Genomic DNA, 20200 nt, shown 5'->3' with positions numbered 1-20200 from the left:
GACCTTCACCCAAAGTGAGGCCAGGGATCCATCCGGCACGCCAGTTCACCGCAACTGGGAACTCTCCTGAACCCAACTGCCCCCAGGCGGATCCCTCTCAATCCAGCAAACGGCCATCTCCAACCCGGATAATGCGCTGGGCGGCCTGGGCTACTTCAAGGTCATGGGTGACCACGACCAGGGTGATGCCCTGCCGGTGGAGCTCCGCAAAAAGGTTCAGCACTTCCTGGCCGGTATGGCTATCCAGAGCCCCAGTCGGCTCATCAGCCAGCAACAGTTGGGGTCGGTTGACAATGGCACGAGCAATCGCCACCCGCTGCTGCTGGCCGCCGGAGAGTTGGGCCGGACGCTGCTGCAGTTTGCTCCCCAAGCCCACTTGTTCTAGGGCTTGCTTGGCCCGCCGGCGTTGCTCCGGCTCCGGGATCCCAGCATAGGCCAAGGGCAGCATGACGTTCTCCAGCGCTGTCAGGACGGGCAGGAGATGGAACTGCTGGAAGACAAAGCCGATTTTTTGGTTGCGAATGTGGGCCAAATCGCGATCGGTCAGGGTGGAAACTTCCACCCCATCCAGCCAGTAGCGCCCTGAGCTGGGCCGATCCAAACAGCCGATGAGGTTCATCAGGGTGGATTTGCCGGATCCAGAGGGCCCCATAATGGCGCAATACTCTCCCGGCTGGATCGCCAAGTCGATATCGTAGAGGGCCTGAAAACTGCCCTCCGGCAGTGGATAGACTTTGTTCACCCCAACCATCTGCACTACGGGCGGGCTGGCCGCAGCCAAGGCCTCGGCTGGGCGCTCCAGGGATCCGACCGGCCCACGGCGATGATTTGCCCAGGAATCTTGCTCAAGCATGGTTGGCACCGCGACTTGCCCCATTCTAGCCTTTGGGCTTCCCTGGCTTGACGGCTAACCGGAAGAGCGGATCTCCTGCGGCTGATGGTAGGGGCAGCTCCCCTGGGGATCCACCCTGAGGCGGTAGAGGGGAGAGCGTTCCTGATCGCAGCGAAAGGCTTGGGCTTGGGAAGTCAAGATCTGGCGGGCAAAGCGACAATTTTGGCACTTTTTGCCACCGTGATGACTGGATACAGAAGGCTGTTTTGGACGCGGCACGATCCCTGCTGGAGAAGGGGCAGCCTCTGCCGGGCGGATCAGCTCCCGTGGAGAAAGGCCGCGCAGCACCAGTTCGGATCCCTGCCAGCGGGCTTCCACCAGGCCGGTATCGGCCCAGGCCGGCCAACGGGGATCCTGGGTAATCTGGGGGGGCAGACGCACCTGTACCCCCGCCAAAGTCCGCGGCGACCCCTGCTCCTGCCAAACTTCTTCCACCTCCCCCTCATAGCGCAAAGGGGGATCCCTGATCTCGGCGGGGGAACCGGCCTTCAGCTCCGCGAGCCTAACTGGGGTTTGTAGGTGCCCATCGGGCAACTCCAGCCAATGCCCAGGCTGAGGGCAGTGGACATGGTAGCGATTGCACAGCTCCGGCAGATCCGCCAGATCCTGAGCCTGCTTGGGGTCGGCGTGAACCAAGACCAAATGCTGGGGGCGAAAGGTGTGGATGATCTGGGTGAGATGCCCGACATCGTTGTGGCTGTGCCAGGTTATCCATTCAACGGCAATGCGGGAGCGCAGCGGCGCCGGCCAACGCTCAAACGGGGTAGCCAGTTCCACCTCTGGCAGCCGCACCAGCAGACAGGAGCGCTGCGGTTGGGCCAACAACCTCGACCAAATTGGATCCCAAGCCTCAGGCCCGGCATCGGCGTCGCACAGCAGCAAGCCTTGGGGCAGAGGATCCGCTTCGGTAAGGGGCTGAACCCGCGGCTGCAGGCGGTCTTCCCAGAACAAGGGCTGGTAGGTGGCGAAATTGCGCACCGGCTCCGGCAGGTAGGTGAGCAAGCGCTCGTAGAGATTGCAGCCTGCCGCCAGCCCCGGCGCCACCCATATCTTGAGCTCTTGGGGGGCTTGGGTAAAGCGGTGGTGGGCTTTGAGGAGAAAGATCAGCTCCTGCCCCAACCCCAACACTGGCAGGGGAAACAGCACCGTTTGCCCCGCTTCCAAGGCGCTGAGCAACCGCTCCACCAGGCGATTTTCCAGGTGACGACGGGGTGGATGGCGGGTGGATCCCAGCGAAGCCTCGATGAGCAACACGTCCGGCTGCCAGTGGCGCAAAGCAATGAGATCCAAGCCGGGGGCAAAGCGAGTTGAGGCCAGGGAACAGTCGCCCGTGTACACGCAGGCTTGGGCCGGAGTGGTTTGGGTATTTTGCAGCAGGGTTGCCGCCGCTCCCGGCAGATGCCCAGCCGCAAAGAAAGTGAGCATCAGATGGGGCAAAATCTCTCGCGCCCGGCCCAAAGGCAGCGCCCGAAAGGGGGGAAAGCGAATGTCCCGGTCGTAGCCTGGCCAAACGCCACACTCCCACAGACCAGCGGCCAAATGAGCAGTCACCGGCGTGGCGTAGAGAGGTACCTGAGGGTAACGACGATGAAAAGCAGGTAGCCCTTGCACATGGTCAAAGTGAGCATGGCTGCAGATTACCGCATCCGGGATCCCTGGCAGAGCCTTAAAGAGGGCAGGAGCGGGCAACCCGCAATCGAGAAGCAAACGGTGGCATCCGATCTCCACCCAATAGGCACAGCCCTGTTGACGGGGATCCGTACCCAGGGGGAGCAGTCGAAGGGGGGGTCTCTCTGACTCCACAGGTGTGTCGTTCTGAACCTAGAAGACCGCGTTCAATCCTGCAAACAGGAGGGGCGACTTGGCCAGGGATCCCCCCTCTCCACCGGTACACCTCCCCGGAGAGTTGGAGACAACCTGTGCCGATCCACTTATCCTACACTTCTCACAGCATAGCGTTTGCCCACCATCTGCCGCGGCAGCCTGCCATTTCATCCATGCAGCAGCTGAATGGATGTGGGGATTTGGTTTTGCGATGAACTTGTCTTGGCTTGGCAGCCTATGGGTCGGCGCTCTCTTCTGTCGCCGCAGCGGCGCTGCTGCTGAGAAAAGCAAAGCCGGCAAAATCGTGATCGTCGGGGCGCACCGTCAGGATCATCAGGTTGTAGAAGGCCCAGACCAAGCCAAACAGCAGCTCAGGCCAAGAGGGATCCCAACTGCCGGCAAAACGCAGGGATCCCACCCCCATAGCCAGAAAAGTCAGCACAATAGCCAGAGCCTGAGGTCCTAAGGAGAGCTGGGAAGGCTGCTCGGGATAGGGGGGCACTCCCTGCAGACTTTGCACCAGCGCCTGGATGGACTGAAAAAACTGGCTGCCCGTCTGCCGTTCCGACTGCCAAGCTGCCCCCCACAAATGCGGGGGAAAGGCCAAGAGCCAACTGATGCGCCCTAGGAGAGCATAAGGCAAAAACCACGCGAAGAAGACCCGGTCAAAGGCCGGCACCGGCATCCACCCCGTGCAGAGAAAGACCATCGGCACCGCCAAGTAGACCAGCTCCGCCATCCCACCGGCAGCCCAGAGGGCCAGCCACAGGTATTGAAAGCGCTGCTGCTGTGTGGTCGGCTTGCCCCAGAAGGGATTTTCCCTCAAGGCCGAAAACAAAGCCAGCAAAGCAACGCGGCGGTTGCGCAAGGGCAACAAAACACCCGTAACCTGGGTTTGGCGAACCAATTGAGACTGCCAGCCGCGGCAGTGCATCTGACACCCCAACTGCACAGGGCGACGAATGTCGATCCGCGGGATCCCTTCCAAAGCCTTGCGCCGGATGAGACAGCCAGAACCCAACAGGGGTGCCGCCTGGTAGCCCTGGGATCCCACCGCCAAGAGCTGCTGCAGTGGGTGAACGGCTCTGGGCTGGCCTAGGGTGCGCAGCATTGCCTGCACAAAGCCAGTTCGGTTGACAATTGGAGCCCGCTCCGGCGAGTCGTAAAAGTGGGGCAAGGTCTGCCACAGGAAGTCCCGCTCGAGAAAATGGCCCGGCTGTACTAGGAGGAGATACTCCCCTTGGATATGAGGGGATCCCATCGCGTAAGCCAGGGGGTCGGCTGTGGGGCTAGGGCAGGCCCAGTATTCGCAGGGAATGGCCCGGGCCGCCTTGGCCATCTCCTCATCCTCTACCCGATCCACAATGTGGACAAACAACCGCTCCCAAGGGTAGTCGAGGTGCAGAGCCGAGAGCACCGTCTGCCGGGTTGCCTCCAGAGAATCCCACTGGCGCATCACCAGCACATCCACTCGCGGTAACTGGAAAAACGACCGCCGCAGGACCTCTGGGGATGGGATCGTCTCTCTCGGCACTTGGGGATAGCGGCTGAGGGTGAAGCCCACCGCCGCCAGCCAAACATACAGCTCTGCCCCCCAAAACAAAAGGGATCCCAAATCCATCAACCCGGCTGTCAGTCGCCAGTAGAGGTACATCACCCCGGCAATGAGGTGAAGCAACCCTGCCCAGCGAAACAAATACACCCGCATCAGCTTTCTGCCTTCCGTGCTTTTGCCATTTTCGCCCCTAAGTGGTCAGGGATCCCTAGCTCCTCTTCTCTTCCGGCTGGCCCCAATCCTCAAGAACGAAAAAAGTTCAGGAATCAGCAACAGCAAAACCCTGTCTGCTCTGGAGCAGACAGTTTTCAGCCCGGCAAGCAGCTTGGTCGACAGAAGCGAGAATCTTCTCTTGCGGAAGAAACTTTCCCAGGCAGTTTCAAAGCTGGGCCTTTCCCTACTGGGCAGCCACCTCAGCTGGGTAGACACTCACCTTTTGCCGCCACTTGCCATAGCGCTCAAAAGTCACAATGCCGGTGACCACAGAATACAAGGTGTCGTCGCCGCCGATGCGCACGTTCACCCCTGGGTGAAACTTGGTGCCCCGCTGCCTGACCAGAATGTGGCCGGGATGCACCAGCTCGCCCCCATAGCGCTTCACCCCCAGCCGCTTGGCATTGGAATCTCGACCGTTGCGAGTGCTGCCCGTTCCCTTCTTATGAGCCATAACGCCTCCTATGCAACTGCGTGATCAACAGAAACGAGATAAAAAAATCGGGATTCGGGACACCTGAGTTCAGAGTTTATTCCTCATCCGCAGGGATCCCTGTCGCCGCTGCCGAAGGGGCTGCCTCTGGGTTAGACTCTGGAGCCGCTTCCGTACGGGATGGTGCCGTGGCTAGGGGCACCCCATTGAGTTCAATAGACTCGATCAGCAGACGGGTCAGCGGTTGCCGATGACCCCTCTTTTTGCGGGTCTTTTTCTTTGGCCTCATCTTGTAGACGATGATTTTATCGCCGCGCCGATGCTGTAAAACCCGTGCCCTGACGACCGCCTCCGAAACGTAGGGATGCCCCAACGTGATTTGTCCCTCGTGGTTGATCAACAGCACACGAGACAAATCGAAGGGGCTGTTCTCCTCCACTTCCGCCAGGCGATCGACCTCGTAAAAACGCCCCGGCTCCACCCAAAGCTGCTTACCGCCGGTTTCCACAATTGCGTAAGTCATCTTTCTCCCTGCCGTACAGGTGCCCTGCGGGGGTCTTGAAACCTGATCCGAGCATTGACAGCGATCTTAGATCGTAGCCGAAAAAGCCGCCGTCCGTCAGCTGGGTTTGGTCGAGGACTGGCTTGCAACAGTTCCGGTCGAGCAGTGGGACAGAATCCCCCTGCTGCTGACCCTCACCCCCAGCCCCCTTAGAGGGAGAGGGGAGTTAAGAATCAACTTCGCAGCATCTGTAGCGACCGTAGGCTAGAGGTTGAAAAATTATTCGGTCAGCTTCTCCCAAGCAGCCTGAAGGGCAGCCTGCATGCGCTGAGCGGCGCGGCTGAGGCGATGTTGCCAGGTTTCCCACTTGTGTTGCAGAAACTCTACCGCCTCGTCCAGTAGGGAGAGATCGAACTTGCCCCCTTTGGCCAGCTCGTCCCGCACCTGCTTCACCTTGACGCGCACCACCTCGGGCGGATCCTGGGGGCCAACCAACGCCTTGAGGCGATCCCCCATGCGCTGGATAAGCTGTTTCACCTGCCGAGATTTTTCGCTCCAAAAGTTCTTCAAGCCTTCTGCTTCCGATTTCAGCCGCTGCGGAGCATCCTCCTTGACCACCACCGCGTCCACATCAATGGCTTCCACGTCCTCAGGCAGGAGAACAGCCCGCCCCCCCCAAGGCTCGGCAATGCTGCCACCCAGAATATAAGCGGCAATGGATCCGGTCTCCCAGTCAAAGAGAAAATCCTCAATCCAGCCGACCTCTCGATTCCCAATGCGCACTGTGCGACGGTAAAGAGAGCTGATGGGGGTTAGGGGGGTAGCAAAAACGGTAGAGTAGGTCAGCAGCGCGTCTGGCCCGATGAGAGAAATCTGCTCCAGGGGGGTGTACCCCTGCTGGCTGGTGAAGTAGCATACCCGCCCTGTTGGGTCAACCCAGACTTCTTCTACAGTGCCCAAGGCGGTAGCAGTGCTGCTATCGAGGGCCAGCAGGCCCACCACTTGGCTACGTCGGATGATCTGTTCCATAGGGTTCATCGAGTTATCTCCTTGATGGGTTAGCTGGGCAGCCTCAAAATCCGCGGTAGTGGCGCAGTTGCCCCCTGAGCCGGGCAATTTCCTGAGCCATGTCCAAGACCATCGCCGCCCCCGTCCAGTTAAGCCCCAAGTCTCGGTGTAGGCGGCTCATTTGCAACAACCGCCTGAGCTGTTGGGGGGTCAGGTAGCTGCTCTCGGCCTCCACTAAGCCCTGATCCAGCAGCCATTCCAGCAGGTGGGGAGGGATCCCCAGCAGTTCCGTGGCCTGCTCGAAGGTATAGAGCCGTTCTTCTACCCGCACAATGGCCAAACTCATAGACTCACCTCCTGCAAGTGGGCGCGGGGATCCCAGCTACGGCTTTGCCGCAGCTTTTCGTAGAGATCCCGTTCGGTCTGGGAAAGGGATTTGGGTGCCACCACCTTCAGCCGCACCAGCAGGTCGCTCCGCTGGCCTTGGGGATCCCGCCAGCCTTGGCCGCGCAGCCGCAGGGTTTGGCCGCTGTCTACCCCGGCAGGGATCCTCAGTTGCACGCGACCCGTAGGGGTGGGAACTTCCGCCGTCCCTCCCAAAGCCGCCTCGTCAGGAGTAATGGGCAGCTCGCAGAGCAGGTTGTCTCCGTCAAAGCGGAAGAAGGGATGGGGGGGCAGCTCCAAAGTGAGGTAGAGATCCCCTCTTGGCCCGCCAAAGGGGCTGACCTGGCCTTTGCCCTTGACGCGGATGCGACTGCCCGGCTTAGCGCCGGGGGGAATGCGGATGGTTAGCGTTTCTCCATCTAGGTTCAGCCGTTTCTGGGTGCCGTGGAAAGCTTCTGCCCAGCTGAGACCCAGAGTGCCCTCCACATCCTGCCCCGGCAAATCCACCGAAACAAACGGCCCAAAGCCGCCGGCGAAGCCCTGGAACCCGCTGCGGCGGGAGCCCATACGGCCCAGCAGCTCGTTGATAAACTCCTCGAAGCTGGCGTATTGGGCGAAGCCCTCCATGCCCGGCATTCCAGCAGCAGAACCAGTACCCACCCGCTGCCAGTACTGCCCAAACTGGTCGTAGCGCCGCCGCTTCTCTGGATCAGAGAGCACCTCGTAGGCTTCGTTGATCTCCTTAAAGCGTTCCTCTGCCGCCTTGTTGCCGGGGTTCACGTCGGGGTGATACTGGCGGGCCAACTTGCGATAGACGCGCTTGATTTCCTCGGCAGAGGCATCTCTGCTGACGCCCAGGATCTTGTAATAATCCTTGAAGTCACTCGCAGCCATAGGCTCACCCCTGCAAGGTTAGGTTAGAGTTTTTCGGGCTATTCTCAGGATATAAGGTTGCAGCTAAAAAATTGGAGCAGACCCAGAACACGTACAGGCAGAGCGGCGAGATGGCGCTTTACTGTGCTCTCGCTACTTCGGAAACTTTTTGGGCTAGGGCTTGCGTTTGGAGAAGATCCCTTTCTCATCTCGTGTGAAAATTTGCTTGACCTTTTCCCAAGCTTTGAGGAGTGCATGGGTGGAGTTATTGCTCTCTTGTTTGGCTTGGTTGTAGGCTTCCACAAAGGTTTGCTGCGCTTCTTCCGAGAGGTCAGCGCGGATTTCCGGCGAGATGCTCTCTGGGGTTAAGTCTCCCTCTGGCTCACCGGGCAAGTTCAAGTCGGCAATGGAAACTTCCTCTCCGCCAGCACTCTGCAGCAGCCAGTAAATTTCGCCCGACTTCTCTTCCGGTACTTGCACCACCAACAAGAACTCGCCCGCCTGTACCCGGGTTTGGTAGATGGCGGCTTTCTCCTGCGGCATACCCAAGGCAATCAGGGCGGATCCCAGGCCCGCTCCCAGTGCTCCGTACAAAGCGCCGCCCGTTGCCCCCAACAAAGCGGCTCCCAGAGGCCCAGCGGCCACCACTGCCCCCAAAAAGGGAATGAACAGCACCCCCACGCCAGTGAGCAGCCCCAGCAGGGATCCGAACAGGGATCCATAGATGGCCCCATTGGTCAGACCGTCCAGAACCACCTCTTTGCGGGTGATAAACCCGGTAATTTTGGCTTCGGTTTGAAAGTTGCGGCCAATAATGGAGATGCGATCGTTGGGAATGCCACGGTTCAAAAGCCGCTGGATACACTCTCGCAGCTTGCTCTCTTCTTTGAAGGTGGCGGAAACACACTTTTTGGGAGCTTGGGCAAAAGCGCTCATACGCAATCTCCTGCTGAGTTTTACAGTGCCAAGGCAGGTTTTTTAACCTTTTCCCTGCTACTACTCTCGTCTATTGTCTCCCCTCTTCAGCAAAGGACTCGGTCGCAGAATCGCGAACCCCCTGGAGAAATCTCCGTACTGAGGATGCCAATTCCATCCTTACCCCTGGCCTCCTTCCAGGAGAGGGGAGTTGGGATTCAACGCATGCTACTTGCTGCCGGAACGACTGTGGTGTTTGGAAGAGCTACAGCGAGCGGATCCCGGCCATCAAGCCCTGGCAGACCCCCGTCAGGAAGTCTTGATCTAGGGTTTCGAGGGTGTCGCTTGGCTTGTGGTAGTGAGGGTTGCGCAAGAAAGCGGTGTCGGTAACCATAACGGCAGGGTAACCCGCATCCCAAAAGGGGGAGTGATCGCTCAGGCGAGTGGCAGGTAGGATCAAGCCTCGCTGCCCGGCCAGCAGCCAGCAACAAGGGATCCCCGCTTTTTGAAAATCACGCTGCAGCTTGAGCAGATCCCCCCAGGTGGGCCAGTTGCCGATGAGACCGATGTAATCTCCCCGGTTGGGGTAGAGCTTCTCAAGGCCAGCGGGGTAGCGTTGGGATCCGGGGGTGGGATCCCGGTAGCCCAGCATTTCCAAAGACAGCATCAGCCGTAGGGATTGCCTCTGACGTTGAAGAAACTGGGCGTAAGCCCCACTGCCCACCATTCCCCGCTCCTCCAGGTCAAAAGCCACCAGCCACAGGGGGGAAGGGGCAGGGTTGGCGGCAAAATGGCGGGCCAATTCCAGCAACACCGCTATGCCGCTGGCGTTGTCGTCTGCTCCAGGGGTTGCCGGGGCAGCGTCAAAGTGGGCTCCGATGAGGATGGGTTGGCGGCCAGAACGGGATCCCGGCAATTTCAAGATCCAGTTGCGGTGCAGGCGGCCACCGGCCTCAAAGGGGAAGGACTCCAGGGATCCCCACTTAGAAAGCTGCTCTTGGATGTAGCGCTCCACTTGGCTATGGCCCAAGGGCGACCAGTCGGGATCCCGGGGCTGGGCCACTTGCTGCAGATGAGCCTCTAGGCGCTGCCGCAGGTCTTGGAGATCTGACGCCATCATGAGCTTCCCACTCCAGACCGGGCAACTTGAGCATGGATCTGTCGGGCCAACTCCAGGGTGAAGTAGCGGTGGGATCCCACCGTTCCCGCCAACACCCGAAACGGATCCTCAGGCTCCCCCAGGTGATCCAGCACCAGAGCCGCCCCGGAAAAATCCTGATCCCGGGTATAGTCGTTTACCGTCACCACAGTGGGAATACCGGCCTGCTGGGCCGAGCGCAGCCCATTCTCCGAGTCTTCAAAGGCCAGGCAGGCTTGAGGGGGCAGCCCCATTCGCTCCAGAACATAGTGGTAAATATCGGGAGCAGGCTTTTTGGCGGGGACCACATCTCCGGCAGCAATCACTTCAAACCAGCTTAGGCTCTCCGGCAGTGTGTGCTCCAAAAGGGCTGTTACATTTTCCGGCGTGGTGGTGGTGGCAATGGCCAAGCGGATCCCAGCAGCTCTGGCCTCCTGCAGGAGGCGCTTCACCCCTGGGCGGAGTGGGATCCCCCCTTGGGCCAATAGGGCAGTGTAGTGGCGGGTTTTGGCCTGGTGCAGCCGGGCAATGAGGGCATTTAAATCTTCACCAGGGGGTAGCGGCGGCTGGCAGGTTGCAACGAAATGGCGAATGCGCTCTTTGCCCCCCGTAATGGCCAGGAGTTGGCCGTAGAGCTCCACCGACCAGTGCCAGTCCAGCCCTGCCTCGGCAAAGGCAGCGTTAAAGGCCACGCGATGGCCATCCCGCTCCGTGTCCGCCAGCGTGCCGTCCACATCGAAAATCAAAGCTTGCAGTTCCATGCGTACCCCCGCTCCCCCCCAGCTACAAGCGACCCTATGCTACCCCATGGTTTGGGTGCTCTCAGCCTGGTTTCTGGGAAGGCCGACAAGATGAGAGAATGAAGCACCGGTTATCCAATCTCGCCATGAGCTTCGATTTTGACTTGATCATCATCGGTGCCGGCGTCGGCGGTCACGGCGCTGCTTTGCATGCGGTCGAATCCGGCCTGAAAACCGCCATCGTCGAAGGTGCAGAAATGGGCGGCACCTGCATCAACCGCGGCTGCATCCCCTCCAAGGCTCTCTTGGCCGCCTCAGGACGCCTGCGGGAACTGCAACATAGCTCTGGGCTGGGCATCCAAGTGGGATCCCTTCAGGTGAACCGAGAGGCTATTGCCAATCATGCTGCCCAAGTGGTGGAGAAGATCCGCGCCGACATGACCCGCTCCCTGGAGAGGCTGGGGGTAACAATCCTGAGAGGGCGGGGCAAGTTGGTGGCACCCCAGCAGGTGGAAGTCCAGGAAGAGAAGGGATCCCACACCTACACGGCACAGGATGTTATTCTTGCTACGGGCTCCCGCCCCTTTGTGCCCCCTGGCATCGAGGTGGATGGCCGGACGGTGTTCACCAGCGACGAGGCGGTGCGGCTGGAGTGGATCCCGGAGCGCCTAGCGATTATCGGCAGTGGCTACATTGGCCAGGAGTTTGCCGACATCTACACTGCCTTGGGATCCCAGGTCATCCTCATCGAAGCCCTGGAGACCCTGATGCCGGCCTTTGACCCCGATATTGCCCGCCTGGCCCAGCGGGTGCTGATTAAGCCCAGGCAAATCCAGACCTACGTGGGGATCACGGCCAAGCAGGTGATCCCTGGCCAGCCAGTAACGATTCACCTCTCCAACGGCGAGACGCTGCAGGTGGATGGCTGCTTGGTGGCTGCCGGTCGGATCCCGGTCTCAGAGGGGCTGGGCTTGGCCGAGCTGGGCATCGACACCGGCAAACGGGGGTTCATCCCCGTCGATAGCCGCATGGCCACCGATTTGCCTCACCTCTGGGCCATTGGGGATGTGACCGGCAAGATGATGTTGGCTCACGCGGCGGCAGCTCAGGGGAGAGTGGCCGTGGAAAACATCTGTGGCCGTACTGCCTACATGGACTACCTCAGCATCCCGGCCGCGGTGTTCACCCACCCGGAAATGGGTTTTGTGGGGCTGACCGAACCTCAGGCCAAGGAGGAAGGCTACAGCGTGGGCACGGTGCGCACCTACTTTGGCGGCAACTCCAAGGCCATTGCTTCGGGAGAGACAGAGGGCATGGTCAAGCTGGTCTTTGACAAGAGCACCGGCCTACTGCTGGGATCCCATATCTTCGGGCCCCATGCGGCGGATTTGATTCACGAGGCAGCTCAGGCCATTGCTCGCCGGGCCACGGTGCGAGAACTGGCCGGCTTGGTGCACGTTCACCCCACCTTGGCAGAGACGCTGGAGGAAGCCTACAAGCGGGCAGCTCACGCTCTGGCAGGGCCTTAGCCAACGGCTCGGCAGAGGGTCGCCTGCCTCACTCGGTTTTGTGAGGACTCCGTCCCGCCCGCTCTGCCTCCGGCGGGGTTTACAACCAGGCTGTGAAGGGCCAGGTTCTCAGACGGGCAACCCAGCAAGATCTCCCGGCTCAAAGCGTCAAGAAGACCTTAGGATGGGGGGGGAACGCGTGGGAGGAAGTGCTTTTGGTGAGCGAAGCCGAGATTACCCAGGCAGTGCAGGCCCAGTACGAGACTTTCCCCTATCCTCCTATTCCTTACGACCGGCCCTTTGAGGGCTTCTCCAGTCTGGGCAGCTATACCTTGGCGCAGTACGCCCGCACCCGCACCTTGCAAGAGCCCACAGGATCCAGGTTTTTGGTGGCCGGGTGTGGCACCGGCTGGGAAGTGCATGGCATTGCCGCCAGCAACCCCGGCTATGGTTCGGTGGTCGGGATCGACATCAGCCGCCCGGCCCTAGAGATTGCCCAAAAGCGAATTAAGCACCACGGCCTGCGCAACTGTTCGGTGCAGTACGGGGATCTGATGGATCCCTCTACTTGGCCCGAAGGCAGCTTCGACATGATCAGCTCCTACGGCGTGATTCACCACACTGCAGATCCGGTGAAGGCTTTGAGCAATCTGGCATCGCGGTTGGCTCCCGATGGGGTGATGGCGCTGATGCTCTACAACCGTTCAGGCCGTTGGCATCTGTACCGCATTCGGCGAGCCTTGGAGTTGTTGGGCATCACCCCACCTGCAACCCCAGAAAAGATCGAATTTGTGCGGCAACTGCTGAAGGGAGCCAGCCCCAATTCCCTTTTGGCCAAGCACGCCAAGGCTCACCAAGAATACTATGGACAAGATGAAAACATTGTCGATAATTTCTTCCATGCCAATGATATTCCTTTCGACATCGGCGAGATTCCCGACTTGCTTGCCCAAGCCGGGCTGGAGTTTATCGATGTAGCCCCCTACTTGGACTATTGGAATGCCAGGCCGTTGATTGCCGCCACCCACCCGGAGTTCCATCGCCGCTACGAGGCCCTTGCTCGCATCGACCAACTGCGGGTCATGGAGTATCTGGAGCCTCTGTATCACACGCAAAATCTCTTCTGGTGTTGCCATCAAGGGAAAAAGGTGGACCACTGGGATCCCTTTACAGTCGAATTTTTTAAGAGCTCCCGCTGGCAACTCAACCCCTTGTTCGTCCGCTATGGCAGCGTGCGCTACTGGGATCAAAAAATCCCCTTTTCAGATCTGTTGGGCAAGCTGGATCCGGCCCAGATCCTGACCCAGAAGATGGATATTTTCTGGCCTATCGCCCGGATCCCGGGCAAGATGATAGCCTCTACCCGCTACCAAGTGGTGGAGCTGCTGCTGCCCTTGGCCAATCAAGCCCGTTCTGGCGCTGAGATCCTGGCTGCCCATGAAGAGAGAGCCGACCACCTTCTCAACCTATTTCGACAGTGGGAAGCAGACCGGTTAGTCCTGCGGGTTGCCTAGCTTCTGGTTATTCCAAACAGTCCAAATCACCAGGGTCAAAGTCTGTTCCATGCTAAGGTTGTATCATGCATGACCGAGGACGGTGCTTCTCCCCAGGCATGTTTGCGCCGGCGGTGCGGAGCACCTCTACTGGGACATCTTCGCCACAGCTTTCCCTGTGAATAGAGCTGGCAGATCTGGATCCCGATCAACATCCCTGACAACCCCAACGCCAGAGCTGGTAGGAGGCAAGGATGGCTGACTACAATCGCGGCATTATGAAGTTCAAGGGGGCAGATAGCCCAATTGTCGTTTTGATCTCGGCAGGAATTGTGGCCGGTGTGGTTTCGGCCCTGATCTGGTGGGCTTTGCACTTTGCTTACGCGGCTTGAGTCTCAGCCCATATCAGAAGCCGAGGTCAGTTTTTCCTACATTGCCAGCCTTCCGAGCAAAGGAGGGGAGTGGGACGAGGCTTCTTTGCAACGCTTGCGGCAGTCTCTTCAGCGTTGGTACCGTGAACACGGGCGGGATCTGCCCTGGCGCCGCACCCGGGATCCTTACGCCATTTGGGTTTCGGAAGTGATGTTACAGCAAACCCAGGTGGCAACAGTTATCCCCTACTTTCAGCGCTGGATGCAAACCCTGCCCGGGATCCCAGCATTGGCGGCAGCCCCCCAGCAGCAGGTGCTGAAACTGTGGGAGGGCCTAGGCTACTACCGGCGGGCCCTGAACTTGCACAAAGCCGCCCAAATCCTGGTGCGGGAACGGAACGGCGAGTTCCCCAGGGATTTGGAGCAGGTGCTGGCTCTGCCGGGGATCGGGCGCACCACGGCTGGCGGCATTCTCAGCGCTGCCTTCGATCAGCCTTTGCCCATTTTGGATGGCAACGTCAAGCGGGTGCTGGCTCGCTTGGTGGCTTTGCAGCAGCCTCCGTCCCAGTGTCTGTCCCTGCTGTGGCAGCTTTCCGAGCAATTGTTGGATCCCGTGCAGCCACGGGCTTTTAACCAAGCCCTGATGGATTTGGGAGCTACCGTCTGTCGTCCCAAAAAGCCTCACTGTGGCCGGTGCCCTTGGCAAGCGGATTGCAGCGCCTACAATCGAGGTCAACACCAACAATTGCCTATGTCTGCACCCCGTGCCTCTCGTCCTCACAAGCAAATCGCGGTTGCCATTGTTCTGCGGGGAAAAGAAATCCTTATCGATCGACGACTGGAAAGCTCGATGCTCAGTGGGCTGTGGGAGTTTCCCGGAGGCAAAATCGAGCCGGGAGAAACGGCTGCCGAGTGTGTAGTACGGGAGGTAAAAGAAGAAATCGGCATCGATATCGAGGTGGTCGCACCGCTGGCCACCATCGAACATGCCTATACCCATTTCACCGTTACTCTTATTGCTTTTATCTGCCGCTACCTGGGCGGAGAAGCCCAAGCCCTGCAATGTAGTGAGGTGCGCTGGGTCAGCCCGGCGGAGCTGTCGGAATTTCCCTTCCCGGGAGCCAATCAAAAGTTGTTTCCCCACTTGCATGCTTGGCTGGCGGAGCATGGGAACACCTTTGAACACACCTAATCTGCCAAATGGCTTGGGCCCCTCTGGAGCAGTTGCCCCAAGACATTCGATAGGATAGTAGATGTCCTGCTGCCGTGAGCTACGGATATGCTTGTCACTCTGGAAAAAGCGGGGGAGATTCTGGCTAAGGGATCCCATACAGCCATCACAACCACAGATGGCAAGATCGCGCTGGTGCCCAAAGGAAAAGAAACCCTCAAACTGACGGCCAACGAAGCCATTAACCTAATGTTTTATGTCGTCCGCTCCGCTGAACCGGCAGAGACGGTGATGGCCCAACTGGAGGAGGCAGTTGCCAAAGCTCAAGCCCCCGATCCAGCCGAGGAACGGGCCAGAAAATATCGAGAACTTCGTGGCGTCTAAAGGGGTGGCATTCGTGGCGGGTGGAGCCTTTCGCCAACTGGAGAGCATGCCTCTAACCCCCAAAACCCTGAACTTTGCTGAATTTACTGAGCTTTGGGCGGTTTGGCAAAAGTCATTGAGAGGGATATAGTAGACCAAGTTTCCCCCTGATCCTTGAGTCCACCGCAACGGTTGCCGGGAAGTGAAGGGGGAAAGCGCTCGGGGGGTATTCCTCAGGGCTTTGCGGGATACCGCCTTCCTGCTCAGAGATAGGCAGGATGCGATCGCTTCTTTCCTGAACCATGTTCAGGAGAGTTCAGCGTGAATGTATCAGAGACTCCAAAACTTAAAAGCAGGAGGAGCTGAGGGCGACAAACTTCCCATCGGTGGTCCACCCCAGCAACATTGGCTCCTGCGGTTGAATGGCCCGTCCGGTGAGAGCGCAGCATTGGGCTTGGTGGGCCGTGGCCGGGAAGCTGGCCCGAATATCCTCAGGACTGAGGGCAGCAGCCCCTTGGGAGTGGCGTAGGACATAGCTCCAAAGAATTTCCCGTATGAGGGCCTGGTAACCCTGATTTCCGGCCAACGCCTTCAGTCGCTGCTTCAGCTCACGTTCCAGCCGAATGCTGGTCACTTCCATCTGGGTCGTGGGAATGGGGGAATGGGCGCGAACGGGCATGCAGGGATCCTCCCTCGAAAAGCCTATACTACTCCTGTAGCATAGCTGGCTTACCGCCTGAGCGGGGATCCTGGCCTGGGTGAGATGGCCCAGGTCAAAATGGGCCTAAGCTGTGCAGCTCTAACCGCTGAGGCAACGTCAGTATCCTGATGGTATGGTTGAGTTGATCCCGTCCCGCCGTCGTGCCTTGGAGCATTTGCTGGCTCGTCTTGGATTCAGGGATCCGGCTTTGCTGGAGCAGCTGCGTTGGGATCTGCTGGATCAGGCTCTGATTCACCCTTCTCTGGATGGCCGACGGAACAACGATCGGCTGGAGTTGTTGGGGGATTCTGTCCTGCGGATTTTGGTTACGGAATTCTTGTTTCAGTCCTATCCCCATCTGTCGGTGGGAGAGCTGACCGCGATTCGCTCCGACCTGACCAGCGATGCTTACCTGGCAGAACTGGCGGATCTGCACGGCTTGGATCGCTACCTCGAGGTGGGATCCAGCTCGCAAAACGACTTGGCCGGACGGGGTCGGCGGCTGGCGGATGCTTTCGAGGCTCTGCTTGGGGCTTTTTATCTCAGTTGGGGTATTTACACGCTGCCCAGGCTGCATCCCTGGCTGGATCCCTACTTACACCGACGAGTGGAGCAGTGGTTTCAAGACCCCACTCGGCGCAACCCCAAAGCAGCCCTGCAAGAACTGACCCAACGCCTTTGGGGCAGCCTGCCGGAATACCGCCTGGTGGCCGCCCAGGAACATCCCCCCCATTTCACCATGGAAGTTTGGGGGCAAGGGCGGTGCTGGGGCCGCGGTGAAGGTCGCTCGAAAAAGGCTGCGGAAATGGCCGCCGCTGCCCAAGCCTACAAACACTTGCAGTCGGAGCAGACATGAGAGGCAACCACCGCTACGAGTTGGCCAGTTGGTTGTTTTTGCTGGGGAGCAGCCTGTTTGCGGTGAGCGAGGTGATGACCTTGGGCAGTGAACCCTCTCTGTGGGATCCAGCAGCTCCAGCCTTTCTCAATCTCAAGGTTGTCCAAACCCTGCTGGGGATAGGAGCCAGCCTCCTGTTCGTCGTAGGTAGTGCTCTGTTCATCCTCGATGCCCGTCACCGCTGAGATGTGCACCCTACCCAAAACCACAGCAGCCCTTCTCCGAGAGCGGAGAGAGGCGAATAGATGAGAAGCTTGCTAATAAGGACTTCTTCCGGCTACGGGATCCGCAGGCGAGAGACTTTCTTCCTGTGGCAACTCTTCCGGCTCATTTGAAGAGCCATTCGGACCAGAGGAAAAAGATGGCTCTGGGTTGCTCGCGTCGGCAGAATCCATCCCCGGCAAAGCCAAAGAACCAGCAGCCTCGGTGGCCCGAGCATACAGCCTGGCTCGAACCTCTGCCTCCTGCTTGGGCTTCAGATAGAGGTTCTCCAGCAGCACCGCCATACCCGCCACCCACGGGGGGACGATCACCGCCCCAACAATACCCAACAACTGGGTGCCCCCCAGCACCGCCAGCAACTGATACAAGGGCTTCACCCGCACCGAGGATCCCACCAACAGAGGATCCAACACATAAGTTTCCAGGTTTTGAACGGCAACATATAGGATCAGCACCCACAAAAAAGTCCAGCCCCCCTGAACGATTGCCACCACCAAGGCGGGCAGGGATCCCAGTACTGGCCCGATAAAGGGAATCAAGTTGGTAAACCCGGCGATCACCCCCAGCGCCAGAGCAAACTCCGACAGGCCCAGAAAGCGAAGCGAGACGGTGATCATCACACCCAAAATGGCAGAGACCAGCACCCGCCCCTGAATGTAGCCCCCCATGCGCTGGGCCATCGGGTGTACCTGCTGAGCCAGCCGGTCATTCCAGGGATAAGGAAACAGCTCCACCAAGCCCCGCACCAAGTCAGAGCCGCTCACCAGCATGTAGCCGGAAATGAAGAGGGTCAGCACCGTGGTTAGCAGACCGCCCAGCAAACCGCGGGTGAAGTCGAAAGACTGCACCAGCACCCGTTGTCCCGAGCGAACTGCCCAGCTCATCAACGACTGAGGATCGAGCAACTGGTTTAAGTAGTCCAGCGCCGCCGGATCCACCCCCGCCAGATCTGCAATCCAGGTGTCCACCAACAGTTGCAACTGCTCCAGATAGAAAGGCAGCCTCGTCAGCAACCGCTGGGTCTGAGTCGCCACCGTCGGGCCAATAAGCAGAGCCAAGCCGGCAATCCCGGCAATTAAGCTCAAATACACCAGCACAACCCCCAGCCAGCGGGGGATGCGTAATCGCTCGGCCAGATCCACCAGGGGAGCCAGCGCTGCCGCCACCACCACCGCGATCATCACCGTCAGCACCAAGCTGCGCAGTTGCCACAGCAGCAACAACAGCATCCCTGTCGCCACCACCAGGGCTACAGAGGATACGGAGATGGTCAGTTGTCTTCGGCTCATTACTTGGCTGGGTTCTCTTCAGGGGGCTAGGTAACAGATGGCTCTACCATCCTGGCCTGGCTTGGACGAACTTGCCAAATGCTCCTGGGCAAAGACCCCAAACCCAGCGCTTCAGATCCTCAGCAAAAACCCCGCCAGAGCTGAGCTACCGCAACAGTTCCCTCCGCACCGCTTCTACATATTCCAGCAGCCCCGGGGATCCCCCGCCCGAAACCTGCCACAACATCAAAGCGCTACCCAAATCGGAAGCGGCACCAGCCCTATCCTCTCCCTGGTAAGCGCGCGCCATACCGCGGTGGTAGTAACCTTCAGCCCGCTGGGGCTGCACCTCGATAGCCCGGCTGAAATCCTGAACGGCCAAATTGAAGTCGCAGATGCTGGCCCACATCAGGCCGCGATGGACATAGGCCTCGAAAAGATCGGCAGCACTTTGATTTTGCTTGGCCAGCTCAATCGCCAGATGCGACACATCAAACGCCGATTCCAGATGGCCTTGTTCGGCCCAGATGCGAGAGCGGATCAAGTGCAGTTGCGGGTTGTGATAGGCAATCCGATCCAGAGGAGACAAGGTTGCCAGAGCCTGCTTAGGTTCTTGCAAACGCTCGTGTTGGATTTTGGCCTTGAGCAAATAGGCTTCAGCCAGGTAGGGATCCAAAGCAATGGCAATATCCAGATCCCGCAGAGCGGAGCGCATCAGGTAAGCAATGGCAGAAGCATGCTCCGGCTGCGGTAAAGCAGCAGGATCTTCTTGAGACTGACGCCAGAAGTATTGCGCCCGTTGCAGATAAAGCTGCGCATTTCCCGGCTCCTGTTGGATGGACTGGGTTAGCCGCGCCAGCTCATTGGGAAGATCCGCCGGAGCAGAGGATTGAGAGAGAGTGGGATCCTGACGCCGAGGCCGTGCCGGCACGGCAAGGCTTGGGTTGGAACGGCCAACAACCCCGGCGGGCTGGGGATCTGCCTGTTGCGCAAGCCATTGATAGACCTGCTGCTGGTGAGCGAGAGAGCGCTGCTCAAGCTGTTGTACCCGTTCTTGCAGTTGGGCTTGCCGCCTGAGCCAAGATTCAGAACCTGGTTCATCTTCAAACAAGGTCTGGGATGACGGCAGAGAGTGCTCCCAAGCTTGCAGAGAAACCTCAGTGGCCGCACTCCGCCCTTTCCGAGACGAGGCCAACCAGCCACATTCGCCGATCAAAAACGGCAAGGACAGCAAACCCAACAAAGCCGAGCCGGAGAACAGAAGACTGGGCCTAAGCATGGATCCCACCCCTTGAAGTAGCTTAGAAGTAAAGAGTTGCCTCTAAACTAGTTCGCTGCAGCCGCAGTGTCCAGAGTTTCGGCGATGCTTGCCCTGAGCCAAAACTCAGAAACTCTCCCCTAGGGGATTCTGCCACCCGCCAGATCCACCAACTCCACGCGGCGATTCTTCGCCCGGCCTTCCTCAGTGGTGTTGCTGGCCACAGGAGCAGAGAACCCCACACCAACCGGATAGAGTCGACGTTGCTCGATACCCAGCTGAACCAACCGGTTGACAACCGCCTCGGCCCGGCGTCGCGAGAGACCCAGATTATAGTCGAAGCTGCCGGTCGCATCGGTATGACCGACCACGAGGATGCTGAGGTTGGTGCGCTCGCGCATCAGCTTGGCGATCTCGGCAAGGGTGGGCTCGGCAGCCGCTTCGATTTGATCCGAGTCATAGGCAAAGAGAATG

At 59.3% G+C, this 20200-nt stretch carries 22 protein-coding genes; 7 read left to right on the top strand and 15 right to left on the bottom strand.

The genetic code is table 11. The features are described 5' to 3' along the window. Positions 1-97: 97 nt before the first annotated feature. The 11 genes from ACVWXF_RS00420 to ACVWXF_RS00370 all read right to left on the bottom strand — a co-directional run bounded on the left by ACVWXF_RS00420 (position 98) and on the right by ACVWXF_RS00370 (position 10498). On the bottom strand, positions 98-853 hold the full coding sequence (locus ACVWXF_RS00420) for an ABC transporter ATP-binding protein (RefSeq protein ID WP_011432379.1): 756 nt from the start codon (positions 851-853) through the stop codon (positions 98-100). A gap of 54 nt (positions 854-907) precedes the next feature. Beyond that, positions 908-2695: an MBL fold metallo-hydrolase gene (locus ACVWXF_RS00415; RefSeq protein ID WP_457473339.1), complete on the bottom strand. Its 1788-nt coding sequence runs from the start codon at positions 2693-2695 to the stop codon at positions 908-910. A gap of 256 nt (positions 2696-2951) precedes the next feature. After that, a complete protein-coding gene (locus ACVWXF_RS00410; protein WP_457473338.1) occupies positions 2952-4424 on the bottom strand; it encodes a cellulose synthase in 1473 nt (490 codons plus the stop codon). A gap of 244 nt (positions 4425-4668) precedes the next feature. Next, positions 4669-4938, bottom strand: coding sequence for a 50S ribosomal protein L27 (gene rpmA / locus ACVWXF_RS00405; protein WP_011432382.1), 270 nt, complete (start codon positions 4936-4938; stop codon positions 4669-4671). 76 nt (positions 4939-5014) lie between these two features. Next, on the bottom strand, positions 5015-5440 hold the full coding sequence (gene rplU, locus ACVWXF_RS00400) for a 50S ribosomal protein L21 (protein ID WP_011432383.1): 426 nt from the start codon (positions 5438-5440) through the stop codon (positions 5015-5017). Between the two features lie 258 nt (positions 5441-5698). Beyond that, entirely contained in the window at positions 5699-6448 is a 750-nt protein-coding gene (locus ACVWXF_RS00395; protein ID WP_457473409.1) for a PRC-barrel domain-containing protein, read from the bottom strand. A gap of 43 nt (positions 6449-6491) precedes the next feature. Beyond that, positions 6492-6773 (bottom strand): chaperone modulator CbpM, encoded by a 282-nt coding sequence (locus ACVWXF_RS00390; protein WP_457473337.1) that lies wholly within the window; start codon positions 6771-6773, stop codon positions 6492-6494. After that, positions 6770-7705, bottom strand: a complete 936-nt coding sequence (locus ACVWXF_RS00385; protein WP_011432386.1) for a DnaJ C-terminal domain-containing protein — start codon at positions 7703-7705, stop codon at positions 6770-6772. Before ACVWXF_RS00385 ends, ACVWXF_RS00390 begins: the two co-directional genes overlap by 4 nt. A gap of 153 nt (positions 7706-7858) precedes the next feature. Then, positions 7859-8620 (bottom strand): ChaB family protein, encoded by a 762-nt coding sequence (locus ACVWXF_RS00380; protein ID WP_457473336.1) that lies wholly within the window; start codon positions 8618-8620, stop codon positions 7859-7861. A gap of 244 nt (positions 8621-8864) precedes the next feature. Beyond that, a complete protein-coding gene (locus tag ACVWXF_RS00375) occupies positions 8865-9719 on the bottom strand; it encodes a M28 family peptidase (RefSeq protein ID WP_457473335.1) in 855 nt (284 codons plus the stop codon). Continuing rightward, entirely contained in the window at positions 9716-10498 is a 783-nt protein-coding gene (locus ACVWXF_RS00370; protein ID WP_457473334.1) for an HAD family hydrolase, read from the bottom strand. The genes ACVWXF_RS00375 and ACVWXF_RS00370 overlap by 4 nt, the downstream gene beginning before the upstream one ends. Positions 10499-10623: 125 nt before the next feature. On the opposite strand from ACVWXF_RS00370, the gene lpdA reads away from it, so the two are divergent. The 5 genes from lpdA (at position 10624) to ACVWXF_RS00345 (ending at position 15404) form a co-directional block, all read left to right on the top strand. Next, positions 10624-12006 carry a dihydrolipoyl dehydrogenase gene (gene lpdA / locus ACVWXF_RS00365; protein ID WP_457473408.1) on the top strand — a complete coding sequence of 461 codons (1383 nt, stop codon included), beginning with the start codon at positions 10624-10626 and terminating at the stop codon, positions 12004-12006. A gap of 197 nt (positions 12007-12203) precedes the next feature. Further along, positions 12204-13499 (top strand): class I SAM-dependent methyltransferase, encoded by a 1296-nt coding sequence (locus ACVWXF_RS00360; RefSeq protein WP_457473333.1) that lies wholly within the window; start codon positions 12204-12206, stop codon positions 13497-13499. A gap of 233 nt (positions 13500-13732) precedes the next feature. After that, entirely contained in the window at positions 13733-13870 is a 138-nt protein-coding gene (locus ACVWXF_RS00355) for a hypothetical protein (protein ID WP_011432392.1), read from the top strand. Positions 13871-13955: 85 nt separating this feature from the next. After that, positions 13956-15041 carry an A/G-specific adenine glycosylase gene (gene mutY / locus ACVWXF_RS00350; RefSeq protein WP_457473332.1) on the top strand — a complete coding sequence of 362 codons (1086 nt, stop codon included), beginning with the start codon at positions 13956-13958 and terminating at the stop codon, positions 15039-15041. A gap of 87 nt (positions 15042-15128) precedes the next feature. Further along, entirely contained in the window at positions 15129-15404 is a 276-nt protein-coding gene (locus ACVWXF_RS00345; protein ID WP_099812344.1) for a hypothetical protein, read from the top strand. 325 nt (positions 15405-15729) lie between these two features. Here ACVWXF_RS00345 and ACVWXF_RS00340 read toward each other — a convergent pair whose 3' ends face one another. Continuing rightward, positions 15730-16062 (bottom strand): hypothetical protein, encoded by a 333-nt coding sequence (locus ACVWXF_RS00340; protein WP_457473331.1) that lies wholly within the window; start codon positions 16060-16062, stop codon positions 15730-15732. Positions 16063-16216: 154 nt separating this feature from the next. Here ACVWXF_RS00340 and rnc point away from each other — a divergent pair, with 154 nt between their 5' ends. After that, entirely contained in the window at positions 16217-16939 is a 723-nt protein-coding gene (rnc, locus tag ACVWXF_RS00335; protein ID WP_457473330.1) for a ribonuclease III, read from the top strand. After that, the gene (locus ACVWXF_RS00330; protein WP_457473329.1) at positions 16936-17163 is read left to right on the top strand and encodes a hypothetical protein; all 228 of its coding nucleotides are present in this window, start codon (positions 16936-16938) and stop codon (positions 17161-17163) included. Before rnc ends, ACVWXF_RS00330 begins: the two co-directional genes overlap by 4 nt. A gap of 72 nt (positions 17164-17235) precedes the next feature. Here ACVWXF_RS00330 and ACVWXF_RS00325 read toward each other — a convergent pair whose 3' ends face one another. From ACVWXF_RS00325 to ACVWXF_RS00315, 3 genes are all read right to left on the bottom strand, one after another. Further along, positions 17236-18489 (bottom strand): AI-2E family transporter, encoded by a 1254-nt coding sequence (locus ACVWXF_RS00325; protein WP_457473328.1) that lies wholly within the window; start codon positions 18487-18489, stop codon positions 17236-17238. 145 nt (positions 18490-18634) lie between these two features. After that, positions 18635-19747: a hypothetical protein gene (locus ACVWXF_RS00320; RefSeq protein WP_457473327.1), complete on the bottom strand. Its 1113-nt coding sequence runs from the start codon at positions 19745-19747 to the stop codon at positions 18635-18637. A gap of 119 nt (positions 19748-19866) precedes the next feature. Then, positions 19867-20199, bottom strand: coding sequence for an OmpA family protein (locus tag ACVWXF_RS00315; RefSeq protein ID WP_414389111.1), 333 nt, complete (start codon positions 20197-20199; stop codon positions 19867-19869). Between the last annotated feature and the right edge of the window lies 1 nt (position 20200).

It is taken from the genome of Thermostichus sp. MS-CIW-40 (assembly GCF_054058315.1).
Note: the sequence above shows the minus strand (reverse complement) of the source record. Positions and strands in the feature narration are given on the sequence as shown.

Excerpts from the sequence above, each read along its gene's own strand:
- ACVWXF_RS00420 (WP_011432379.1), bottom strand. The coding sequence starts at position 853 with ATGCTTGAGCAAGATTCCTGGGCAAATCATCGCCGTGGGCCGGTCGGA.
- ACVWXF_RS00410 (WP_457473338.1), bottom strand. The coding sequence starts at position 4,424 with ATGCGGGTGTATTTGTTTCGCTGGGCAGGGTTGCTTCACCTCATTGCC.
- rpmA (WP_011432382.1), bottom strand. The coding sequence starts at position 4,938 with ATGGCTCATAAGAAGGGAACGGGCAGCACTCGCAACGGTCGAGATTCC.
- rplU (WP_011432383.1), bottom strand. The coding sequence starts at position 5,440 with ATGACTTACGCAATTGTGGAAACCGGCGGTAAGCAGCTTTGGGTGGAG.
- ACVWXF_RS00395 (WP_457473409.1), bottom strand. The coding sequence starts at position 6,448 with ATGGAACAGATCATCCGACGTAGCCAAGTGGTGGGCCTGCTGGCCCTC.
- ACVWXF_RS00390 (WP_457473337.1), bottom strand. The coding sequence starts at position 6,773 with ATGAGTTTGGCCATTGTGCGGGTAGAAGAACGGCTCTATACCTTCGAG.
- ACVWXF_RS00385 (WP_011432386.1), bottom strand. The coding sequence starts at position 7,705 with ATGGCTGCGAGTGACTTCAAGGATTATTACAAGATCCTGGGCGTCAGC.
- ACVWXF_RS00380 (WP_457473336.1), bottom strand. The coding sequence starts at position 8,620 with ATGAGCGCTTTTGCCCAAGCTCCCAAAAAGTGTGTTTCCGCCACCTTC.
- ACVWXF_RS00375 (WP_457473335.1), bottom strand. The coding sequence starts at position 9,719 with ATGATGGCGTCAGATCTCCAAGACCTGCGGCAGCGCCTAGAGGCTCAT.
- ACVWXF_RS00370 (WP_457473334.1), bottom strand. The coding sequence starts at position 10,498 with ATGGAACTGCAAGCTTTGATTTTCGATGTGGACGGCACGCTGGCGGAC.
- lpdA (WP_457473408.1), top strand. The coding sequence starts at position 10,624 with ATGAGCTTCGATTTTGACTTGATCATCATCGGTGCCGGCGTCGGCGGT.
- ACVWXF_RS00355 (WP_011432392.1), top strand. The coding sequence starts at position 13,733 with ATGGCTGACTACAATCGCGGCATTATGAAGTTCAAGGGGGCAGATAGC.
- ACVWXF_RS00345 (WP_099812344.1), top strand. The coding sequence starts at position 15,129 with ATGCTTGTCACTCTGGAAAAAGCGGGGGAGATTCTGGCTAAGGGATCC.
- ACVWXF_RS00340 (WP_457473331.1), bottom strand. The coding sequence starts at position 16,062 with ATGCCCGTTCGCGCCCATTCCCCCATTCCCACGACCCAGATGGAAGTG.
- rnc (WP_457473330.1), top strand. The coding sequence starts at position 16,217 with ATGGTTGAGTTGATCCCGTCCCGCCGTCGTGCCTTGGAGCATTTGCTG.
- ACVWXF_RS00330 (WP_457473329.1), top strand. The coding sequence starts at position 16,936 with ATGAGAGGCAACCACCGCTACGAGTTGGCCAGTTGGTTGTTTTTGCTG.
- ACVWXF_RS00325 (WP_457473328.1), bottom strand. The coding sequence starts at position 18,489 with ATGAGCCGAAGACAACTGACCATCTCCGTATCCTCTGTAGCCCTGGTG.
- ACVWXF_RS00320 (WP_457473327.1), bottom strand. The coding sequence starts at position 19,747 with ATGCTTAGGCCCAGTCTTCTGTTCTCCGGCTCGGCTTTGTTGGGTTTG.